Raw genomic sequence first — 10,449 nt, 5'->3', positions numbered from 1 at the left:
CCGCCACTGAGGCGAGGCGGTCCCGGTGCGGCGCCCCGCGCGCGCCGCACCGGGACCGGACGCATTCCTGAGACGAAAGGGGCGTGGCCCCACCCGCAAACCGCCCGGTTCACCCCCGTGCGGGCGGCTGCGTCGTTTGCCCCACCGGTCGGGAGCGCGGTTGCGCGGTTTCGGACTGCCGGCGCGTCAAGCGTCGGAGCCGTGGCGCGCCGCGTTTGCGGGGCAGGGGCGGGCGTCGTGTTAACGCTGTACCCAGAAACGGACGCGCCCTGACGGCATTCGGCAGCCCCGAATGGCGAGGCCGGTAGTTCGACTATGTATCTATCGGCGACACGTTGCACAACGATCGGGCAGTGTTGCAGCATCGATTTTGCAAAACCAAATATCGGGCCGCCAAAAACGCTGCATTTTATGCGAATTGAGCAGGATGTGTGCCGGGGCTTGATATTTCAGCGCCTGCGCGGCATGGGAAATCCGCGGTCCGGCGGAACTTTTGCGACGGATTGTGCGATCTGTTCGTGGATCGCGTGTGCGGCGCCCGTGACATAGGGCTTCGGAGCCCCATTTCGGGGATGTTGTTTTAGCGGCGTGCGCTGAACAACCTTGGGCCAGGTGACGCGATGTTACTCGCTGCAGTGCTATTTGTGGCCGGCGTGCTGATCGGCTGGTCCTATACCATGTTGGTCATGATCGCGACCTCGATCCTCATCATGGTCGGGGCACTGATCCTGTTCGCCTTCGGCCCGGGGCTCGACCTGCTCCACGTGCTGATCGTGCTGGGCTATCTCACCGCTCACCAGGCCGGCTACCTGCTCGGCGCCTATTGCAGCGGTCATTACGAAGACAAGCGGAACGGGCCGTCGCCGCTACCATAGCCAGATCGGACGTTCCGCCAGGTTATAGATCAGAGCCCAGAGCACGATCGTCGTAACATTGGCGGCAAGGACCAGTGACAACGGCGGCTTGCTGCCGCTCTTTCGACGGAACTGTGTCAGAACGTCGTTCACGTTAGATATCCTGTCTTGCCATAAAGCGTGTCGAAGACGGCCGAATGCGGCTTTTGGTTCCGTCAAAACTGATTTTTGATCGGCAACAAGCGGTTGTCGCAATACAACTTATATGTCTGGATCTCGCACTTGCGCGTGCCGCCCGTACCACTAGACGGGTGGTGATGATAGTCTCTTCGCTGCCGTGTCGCGCGGGAAGATCAGTCTTTCGCGGTATATTGCTTTGCGGCCACGCAGGGCGTCCGGTGGTCGCAGGATAGCCAGTACCGCGCCCGGCCAGGTCCATGCGTGATCAAGCGCACCTGCGACAACAGCCTGGGCGATCGGCGCCGCTGACAGGCGCGCGCGATACCAACTCGGCCCGTTCGGGCCGCGTGACGCTGCTGCTTGCGTGGCCAGCCGCGATCCGGCGGCGCGGTGCGATCCAGGAGCCGGCGTTGACCCCCCAAACGCAGAACACCCGGACCGCGCGCGGCCCGGGTGTCGTCATGCGGTCGGCGTGGCGGCGCTCAGGTATCGGCGAAGATATCGCGATCCTTGGTCTCGGGCACGAACAGCAACCCGATGATCACCGTCGCGACCGCGATCACGATCGGGTACCAGAGCCCGTAATAGATGTCCCCGGTCTGGGCCACCATGGCGAAGGCGGTGGCCGGCAGAAGGCCGCCGAACCAGCCGTTGCCGATATGGTAGGGCAGGGACATCGAGGTGTAGCGGATCCGGGTCGGGAACAGCTCCACCAGCATGGCGGCGATCGGGCCGTAGACCATCGTGACGAACACCACGAGGATGAACAGCAGGCCGATCACCTGGGCGACCTGCGGCCGGAAGATGTCGAACGGGTTCGCCATCTTGACGATGTCAGCATCGCCGGCCTTCGGGTAGCCCGCCGCCTGGAGCGCGGCGGTCACAGCCTTGTTGGCCTCGGGGGCGCCGCCCTGCGGATAGGCGATCTCCGTGTCGTTGACCCGGATCGTGGTGGGCTGGCCGGGCGCACCGGGCGCGGTGTCGTACTTCACCGAGGATTTCGACAGGAAGTCGCGAGCGAGGTCGCAGGGCGCCGTGAACACCCTTGTGCCGACCGGGTTGAACAACGTCCCGCAGGCGGCCGGATCGGCCGTGACCGTGACCTTCACGCGCTCGATCGCGGCTTCGAGCTTCGGGTTGGCGGTGGCGGTGATGCCCTTGAAGATCGGGAAGAAGGTCGCCGCCGCGATGGCGCAGCCCGCCAGGATGATGACCTTGCGGCCGATCTTGTCGGACAGCCAGCCGAACACCACGAAGAAGCCGGTGCCGAGGAGCAGCGACCACGCGATCAGCAGGTTGGCCGTGTAGCCGTCGACCTTCAGGATCGATTGCAGGAAGAACAGCGCGTAGAACTGGCCCGTATACCAAACCACGCCCTGGCCAGCGACGAGGCCGAACAGGGCGATCACCGCGAACTTGGCGTTCTTCCACTGCCCGAACGCCTCGGTGAGCGGCGCCTTCGAGGTCTTCCCCTCATCCTTCATCTTCTGGAAGGCCGGCGATTCCGAGAGCTGGAGGCGGATCCAGACGGAAATGCCGAGGAGCAGGACGGAGACCAGGAACGGGATCCGCCAGCCCCAATCGGCGAACGCCGCTTCGCCGGTGAAGGTCCGGGTCGCCAGGATGACCAGCAGCGACAGGAACAGGCCGAGCGTCGCCGTGGTCTGGATCCAGCTCGTGTAGAAGCCGCGCCGGCCGTTGGGGGCGTGCTCCGCCACGTAGGTCGCCGCGCCGCCATACTCGCCGCCGAGCGCCAGGCCCTGGGCCAGCCGCAGGACGATCAGGATGATCGGCGCCGCGATGCCGATCGTGGCGGCGTTGGGCAGGATGCCGACGATGAAGGTCGACAGGCCCATGATCAGGATCGTGACCAGGAAGGTGTATTTCCGTCCGACCAGGTCGCCGACGCGGCCGAACACCAGGGCGCCGAACGGCCGAACGATGAAGCCCGCCGCGAAGGCCAGCAGCGCGAAGATGTCCCGGGTCGCCGGCGGATAGGCCGAGAAGAACTGGGCGCCGATGATCGCCGCCAGAGAGCCGTAGAGATAGAAATCGTACCACTCGAAGACGGTGCCCAGCGAAGAGGCGAAGATCACCCGCTTCTCCGCCGAACTCATCGGTCTCGCGGCATCCCCCGCCCGCGGGATCGCAGTTGCCCCAGCCATGACCCGGTACCTCCCAGACGACGCGTGCGGCCGATGGCGTCGGCCGCAGAGAGTGGACTGCGCGCCCTGCACGAGGCGCAGATCACGTATGCGTGACGGTAAGGAACCTGTTGGTCAATCCGCAATGTGGCGGTGGCAGCCGTCATCAACATGGCGGCTTGCCGACAATAGCGGCTGGCCTGAACGACAAAGGGCGCGGCTCGCGCCGCGCCCCCGGTTCCCGTCGATGAGCCTCAGGCTCAGTGGGCGTGCGCGCCCACCGCGCCGATGCCGGTCTCGGAGCGCACGAACTGCGCCTCGAAGGCGGCGCGCTCGCGCTGGGCCTTGCGGGACTTGTCGAGGCTCGACACGGCCCAGATCGTCACGAAAGCCAGCGGCATCGAGAACAGAGCCGGGTTGTCGTAGGGGAAGATCGGCGCGGGGTTGCCGAACGTCACCACCCAGACGGCCTTGGACAGCACCACCATCCCGACCGCCGAGATCAGCCCGACGAGGCCGCCCGCGAGCGCCCCCCAGGTGGTCGTGCCGCGCCACAGGATCGACATGGCGAGCACCGGGAAGTTGCAGCTCGCCGCCACCGCGAAGGCCAGACCGACCATGAAGGCGACGTTCTGGTTCTCGAAGACGTAGCCGAGATAGATCGCCACGATGCCGATCACCACGGCCGAGATCTTCGACAGGTTGACCTCGTGCTTCTCGGTGGTGCGCCCACGGGCGATCACCTGGGCGTAGAGGTCGTGGCTGACCGCGGAGGCGCCGGCGAGGGTCAGGCCCGCCACCACCGCCAGGATGGTCGCGAAGGCCACCGCCGAGATGAAGCCCAGGAAGTACGGGCCGCCGACCGCGTTGGCGAGGTTGACGGCGACCATGTTGGTGCCGCCGATCATGTCCTTCAGCTTGTCGAAGGTGCCGGCCGCGCCGAGCTTGAAGTAGCTCGGATCCGACATCAGCAGGGCGATGCCGCCGAAGCCGATGATGAACGTCAGGATGTAGAAGTAGCCGATCAGGCCGGTGGCGTAGAACACCGACTTGCGCGCGGCCTGGGCGTCCGAGACCGTGAAGAACCGCATCAGGATATGCGGCAGGCCGGCGGTGCCGAACATCAGGCCGACGCCGAGCGAGATCGCCTCGATCGGGTTCGAGACCAGGCCGCCGGGCGCCATGATGGCGTCGCCCTTCGGGTGGACCTGAACCGAGCTGGCAAACAGCGCTTCGGGGTTGAAGCCGTATTTCAGCAGCACGGCGCCGGCCATGAAGGACGCGCCGCCGAGCAGCAGGCAGGCCTTGATCACCTGCACCCAGGTGGTCGCCTTCATACCGCCGAAGGCGACGTAGACGATCATCAGCACGCCGACGCTGATCACCGCGTAGAGGTAGGGCAGGCCGAACAGCAGCTGGATCAGCTTACCGGCGCCGACCATCTGGGCGATCAGGTAGAACGCCACCACAACCAGGGTGCCCACCGCTGAGATGATGCGGATCGCGGTCTGGTCGAGGCGGAAGCTCGCCACGTCGGCGAAGGTGAACTTGCCGAGGTTGCGCAGGCGTTCGGCGATCAGGAACAGCACGATCGGCCAGCCGACCAGGAAGCCGGTGGAGTAGATCAGCCCGTCGAAGCCCGAGGTGTAGACCAGGCCCGATATGCCGAGGAACGAAGCGGCCGACATGTAGTCGCCGGCGATCGCCAGGGCGTTGGTGCCGGCCGAGATGCCGCCGCCGGCGGCGTAGAAGTCGGCCGCCGACTTGGTGCCCTTGGCGGCCTTGTAGGTGATGCCCAGCGTCAGGACGACGAAGAACAGGAACATGCCGATGGCCGGCCAGTTCGTGGCCGCCTGGCTCACGGCGCCGAGATCGGGGCCGGCCGCATAGGCCGCGCAGGCCGTGATCGTGGCCAGCGTCAGGCCGAGGAGAATCCGGTTCATCGGCCGACGCTCCGCTTCAGGGCATCGCTCAGCGCGTCGAAGCGCGTGTTGGCCCGGGCCACGTAGATGCCGGTGAGGGCGAAGGCGAACAGGATCACGAACACGCCCATGAACAGCCCGAGCGAGGCGGTGCCGCCGCCGACCTTCACGGCCATGAGCGACTTGTCGAAGGCGATCAGGCCAATGAAGCCGAAATAGACGACCAGCATCAGGATCGTCAGGATCCAGCCGAACCGGGTGCGCTCGGCGACGAGCTGCTTGAATTCCGGGGTCCGGACGATCCGGTCGATCTGCGGATCGACCGCCGCAGCGGCGTTGCGGGATGGTGGGGGCGCCGTGCCCCCGCGAAGGCCGAGTGTCGAGCCGCTCATGGCGTTGTCCTCCCGCGAAGGCGCTTCGGCCTTCCGGTTCCTCTTGAGACCAAGATTCGTAGTTCTTGTTGGGGACGGGCGCCGGATCGGCACCCGTCTCGTCCGCGTCACGCGCCGTCGCGGCACGCCGCGATCAGGGCCGGTTCTGCCGGTTCTCGATGAGATCCTCGACGACCGCCGGCTCGGCGAGCGTCGAGGTGTCGCCGAGCGCGCCGAAATCGTCCTCGGCGATCTTGCGCAGGATCCGGCGCATGATCTTGCCGGAGCGCGTCTTCGGCAGGCCGGGGGCGAACTGGATCAGGTCCGGCGAGGCGATCGGGCCGATATCCTTGCGGACCCAGACCACCAGCTCCTTGCGCAGGGCGTCGTCGCCTTCCTCGCCGTCGTTGAGGGTGACGTAGGCGTAGATGCCCTGGCCCTTGACCGCGTGCGGGTAGCCCACGACCGCGGCCTCGGCCACCTTCGGGTGCGCGACGAGGGAGGATTCGACCTCCGCGGTGCCCATCCGGTGGCCCGAGACGTTGATCACGTCGTCGACCCGGCCGGTGATCCAGTAATAGCCGTCCGAGTCCCGCCGGGCGCCGTCGCCGGTGAAGTACTTGCCCGGATAGGTCGAGAAGTAGGTCTGCTCGAACCGCTCGTGGTCACCGTAGACGGTGCGCATCTGGCCGGGCCAGGAATCGGCGATGCAGAGGTTGCCCTCGCACGGGCCCTGCAGGACCTTGCCCTCGGCGTCCACCATCTCGGGCTTCACGCCAAAGAACGGCCGCGTCGCCGAGCCGGGCTTCAGGGCCGTGGCGCCCGGGAGCGGGGAGATCAGGATGCCGCCGGTCTCGGTCTGCCACCAGGTGTCGACGATCGGGCAGCGCTTGTCGCCGACGACGTTGTAGTACCACTCCCAGGCTTCCGGGTTGATCGGCTCGCCCACCGAGCCGAGCACCCGCAGCGAGGCCCGCGAGGTCTTCTTCACCGGTCCCTCGCCGCCGCCCATTAGAGAGCGGATCGCGGTCGGCGCGGTGTAGAAGATGTTGACCTTGTGCTTGTCGACCACCTCCCAGAACCGCGAGGTCGACGGGTAGGTCGGGATGCCCTCGAACATCAGCGTGATCGCGCCGTTGGCGAGCGGCCCGTACACGATGTAGCTGTGGCCCGTGACCCAGCCGACATCGGCCGTGCACCAGTACACGTCGCCCTCGCGATAATCGAAGACGTATTGGTGGGTCATCGCGGCGTAGACCAGGTAGCCGCCGGTCGTGTGCACCACGCCCTTCGGCTGGCCGGTCGAGCCCGAGGTGTAGAGGATGAACAGCGGGTGCTCCGCCTCTACCGGCTCGGCCGGGCAATGGTCGGTCACCTGCTCGGCGGCCTCGTCGTAATAGACGTCGCGGCCCGGCTCCATCTCGACGGTGCCGCCGGTGCGGCGCACGACGATTACGTGCTCGACCAAATCGGTGCCGATGCGCTTGATCGCCGCGTCGACATTGGCCTTCAGCGGCACCTTGCGGCCGCCGCGCAGGCCCTCGTCGGCGGTGATCACCACCTTGGAGGTGCAGCCCAGGATGCGCGAGGCCAGTGAATCCGGCGAGAAGCCGCCGAACACGATGGCGTGGATCGCGCCGAGCCGCGCGCAGGCCAGCATCGCGTAGGCGGCCTCGGGAATCATCGGCATGTAGAGGGTGACGCGGTCGCCCTTGCCGACGCCGCGGTTGCGCAAAACGTTAGCCATCCGGCAGACCTGCGCGTGCAGCTCCCGGTAGGTGATGTGCTTGGACTCGTCCGGGTTGTCGCCTTCCCAGATGATCGCGGTCTGGTCGCCACGAGTCTCGAGGTGCCGGTCGATGCAATTGTAGGCGACGTTGGTCTTGCCGTCCTCGAACCACTTGATCGAGACCCGGCCGGGCTCGAAGCTCGTGTTCTTGACCTTGGTGAACGGCGTCATCCAGTCGATGCGCTTGCCGTGCTCACCCCAGAAAGCGTCGGGATTCGAGACCGACGCCTCGTATAGTGCGCGATACTGGGCGTCGTCGACGTGAGCACCCTCACGCCACGCAGCCTGCACTTCGACGACCTTGCCTTCCATGGCATTCCATCCCTGTTTGGTGCCCGATCGTATCGCGGCGTGGGCCGCGCAGCCAGGACTTCCAAAGTAACGTAGCCTACATCTTGCGGGGACGATATCGTCGCCGGCCCGCCTGAGCCGGATCCGAAGACCCGGAATTCAATTGGGCGCAATGTAAGGCTTGATTGAAGCCCGTCCGGTGCTCTGTCAAGCCGAGCTTGGCGGCCTGAACGTCAGCCGCGAGCTGGTGTTTCGAAGTCTTGCCCGCCCGTACGATCCCTGCCGCGCGCTCAGCCGTTGGCGGCGCGGCGCGTCGGCATGATGATCTCTACCAGGGTGCCGTCCTCTGGGCGCGCCGACAGCTGGAGCCGCCCGCCATTGGCCTCCACCAGCGCGCGGGGCAGGGCAAGGCCGTCCTCGACCTCATCCGACGGCTCGGCCGCCGGCTGCGCCGTCCCGGCGCCGGTATCCCGCACGCGCAGCGCGACGCCCTCGCTCTCGGTCGAGCCGGTCGAGACGATGACCTGGCCGCCGGCCGCCGAGCGCCGGATCGCGTGCTCAATGACCAGGCTCGCGGCGCGGCTGACCGAGCGCTCGTCAGCCTCAAGGTCGGCGAGATCGGTGGAGAAGCTGGTGCGCACCACGATCCGGCCGCGGGCGGCCTCGGCCTGAAGCCGGGCAACGCAACTCGCCACCACGTCGTTGAGCGCGATCGGGCGCGGGTCGAGTCGCAGGGCGCCGGCCTCCACGGTGGCGAGGTCGAGGAGTTCGCTGACGCGCTCCAGCATCAGCCCGCCCGACGTCTTGATCTGGGTGAGGCACCCGCGATAGCGCGCGTCGCCCAGGGGGCCGAACGGCTCCCGCAGCATCGCGTCGGCGAGCTCGATCATCCCGGTAAGCGGCCCGCGGAAGGCCCGGTCCAGGCGTGCCAGCGCCGCGTCGAGGCCGGCACCGGAGGCCGGATGCGGCGGCTCGGCGGCCGGCGCGATTTCGGCCTGCGCGGCGCTCAGCACGGCGACGCGCCGCCCGTCCTCCCGGGCCGGCGAGACGCCGATCGTCAGCGCCCGGCCGCCCACCGAGACCGGGGAGGGGGCCTTGGCCGCTCCGCGCAGGGCATCGGCCACCGCGAGCACGCTCTGCCGGTCGAACAGGGCGACGAGGCTGGCGCCGACGATCTCCCGGGGATCGCAGCCGAACAGCTCGGCGGCCGCCCGGTTCAGCGCCACGATCCGCCCGGCGGCGTCGAGGGTCAGGACCCCGGCCTCCAGGGCGTCGAGGGCCGCTTCGGCCGCGGCCGTCCGCTCGGCCTGCGCTTCGCGGGCCAGGCGCTCGGCATCGAGCGCGCCGGCCGGATCCGCCTCGTCGAGGGGGCGCAGGACCAGGCAGGCCGCGGTCTGGCCTGCCCAGGTGCAGGCGCCGCCGAGGATTTCGACCGCACGGGCGCTGCCGTCGGCGGTCTCGATCACGGTGCGCCGCGCGGCCGGATCGGGCGCGTCCGGCTGGGGCACGCCCCGGAATAGCCGGTCGAGCCCGGCCTTGGTCAGGGTCGCGACATCGGTAAAGCCGGCCAGGTCGAGGAGCGCTCGATTCGCCGCCAGGATTGCGCCGTCGCGATGCACGAGCGTCGGCAGGGGCAGCCCGGCGAGGAGTTCGGCGTCCCGGGCGGCCGGGGCGTCGCGGGTCTCCGCGGCGCCGGGATTCGGGCCGGGGAACGGCATGACCGCGCCGCCCTCGCGCAGCACCGGTGTCTCGGCGGAAGCCTCGTCGCCGGCGTAGCGGGCGCCGAGCGCCCGGGCGATCTCCCGGAAGGCGGCGTGCTCGTCGGTCGACAGCGACGGCTGCTCGACGATGGCTGACGGCGGCGCCGCGGCGGCAGGCGCCGGGGCTGCCGTGAGAGGCGCCTCGGCCGGCAGTGACAGTTCGACCGGTTCCGGCTCGATGTTGGAAGCCGCCGGCGCCGGCGCCGGCTCCACCCAGACGGGGGCAGGCACCCCGGTCGGGGGGGGCGGCTGCGGCTCGGACGGCTCTGAGGCCGTCGGCTCGGGCTCGGTCGGCACCAGCTCGATCGCGGCCGGTACCCGTGCGGCCGGCACGCTGCGCACCAGCCCGAACCCGCCGAATCCGGAGAAGGCCGCGTCCCCGCGCCCCAGGGGAGCGCCGGACAATTCCACCTGGAACGGGCCATTGCCAAGATCCAGGCAGGCCGGCTCACCCCGGAAGGTGATGCGGTCGCGCAAGGCCGCGAACATCCCGTTGGCGCCGGTGATCCGGCCGGTTTCGGCCAACTCCTGCCAGCGCTGGCCGACGAGGGTGGCGAGCCCCTCGGATCCGGTGAGCGTCGTCAGCGCGCCGGAGGCATCGCTGCGCCACAGGAAGCGGTCGCCGGTGTTCAGGGCGGCCATCGCGGCGGGCGCGGCTACCGGTACGGGCGCGCGCGTCGGCCCTTCGGCCTCGGGCGCCGCCGGGGTGGGCTGCCGAGGGCGCGGCAAGCGCACCGGCGCCGTCGGGATCACCAGGACGACCGGATGGCCGTCGTCGCGTGTTCCGCCGACCACCTGGCAGATCGTCGGCGGGGCGATCCGGCGGCCGTCGAGGGCGAGCCGGGCGAGACGGGGGGCGCCATCCCGGGGATTCGACCCGGCGACTTGCCGGGCCAGAATCGTCCTGTCGGCGCTCGCCAGGGCCGCGCCCAGGGCCTGCCCCGCCGGGGAGGCGAGCAGGATCCGCCCGTCCGCGGGATCGATCACGAGATAGACCGCCTCCGACTCGGCCAGGGCGGCCGCGAGGCTGGGCAGACGTGCCCAGGCCGCGAATGCGGCGGCCAGCCCGGCCTCATCTGCTCCGGCGGTCGATGTCAGTGTCGTCTGCACAGCCCGCGACCTCGAACCCACGCCTGAT

The 10,449-nt window shown here is 68.7% G+C and carries 7 protein-coding genes; 1 reads left to right on the top strand and 6 read right to left on the bottom strand.

Annotation, left to right across the window (positions count from 1 at the left end):
* The first annotated feature begins 620 nt into the window (after window positions 1–620).
* Window positions 621–875 carry a hypothetical protein gene (locus tag AKJ13_RS16310; protein ID WP_050734289.1) on the top strand — a complete coding sequence of 85 codons (255 nt, stop codon included), beginning with the start codon at window positions 621–623 and terminating at the stop codon, window positions 873–875.
* Here AKJ13_RS16310 and AKJ13_RS31910 read toward each other — a convergent pair.
* The 6 genes from AKJ13_RS31910 to AKJ13_RS16285 all read right to left on the bottom strand — a co-directional run bounded on the left by AKJ13_RS31910 (window position 867) and on the right by AKJ13_RS16285 (window position 10,421).
* Window positions 867–1,007, bottom strand: coding sequence for a hypothetical protein (locus AKJ13_RS31910; protein ID WP_160320611.1), 141 nt, complete (start codon window positions 1,005–1,007; stop codon window positions 867–869). The two genes, AKJ13_RS16310 and AKJ13_RS31910, sit on opposite strands and share 9 nt — an antisense overlap.
* Before the next feature lie 509 nt (window positions 1,008–1,516).
* Complete coding sequence (locus AKJ13_RS16305) at window positions 1,517–3,151, bottom strand: MFS transporter (protein ID WP_050734288.1); 1,635 nt, start codon at window positions 3,149–3,151, stop codon at window positions 1,517–1,519.
* Between the two features lie 287 nt (window positions 3,152–3,438).
* Entirely contained in the window at window positions 3,439–5,121 is a 1,683-nt protein-coding gene (locus AKJ13_RS16300; RefSeq protein ID WP_050734287.1) for a cation acetate symporter, read from the bottom strand.
* Window positions 5,118–5,492: a DUF485 domain-containing protein gene (locus tag AKJ13_RS16295; protein WP_007564845.1), complete on the bottom strand. Its 375-nt coding sequence runs from the start codon at window positions 5,490–5,492 to the stop codon at window positions 5,118–5,120. Before AKJ13_RS16295 ends, AKJ13_RS16300 begins: the two co-directional genes overlap by 4 nt.
* Before the next feature lie 133 nt (window positions 5,493–5,625).
* The gene (gene acs / locus AKJ13_RS16290; protein ID WP_050734286.1) at window positions 5,626–7,572 is read right to left on the bottom strand and encodes an acetate--CoA ligase; all 1,947 of its coding nucleotides are present in this window, start codon (window positions 7,570–7,572) and stop codon (window positions 5,626–5,628) included.
* A 269-nt stretch (window positions 7,573–7,841) separates the two neighbouring features.
* A complete protein-coding gene (locus tag AKJ13_RS16285; protein WP_050734285.1) occupies window positions 7,842–10,421 on the bottom strand; it encodes a PAS domain-containing protein in 2,580 nt (859 codons plus the stop codon).
* Window positions 10,422–10,449: the final 28 nt, after the last annotated feature.

The sequence above is a fragment of the Methylobacterium sp. ARG-1 genome (assembly GCF_001262595.1).
Taxonomy (GTDB): Bacteria; Pseudomonadota; Alphaproteobacteria; order Rhizobiales; family Beijerinckiaceae; genus Methylobacterium; species Methylobacterium brachiatum.
Note: the sequence above shows the minus strand (reverse complement) of the source record. Positions and strands in the feature narration are given on the sequence as shown.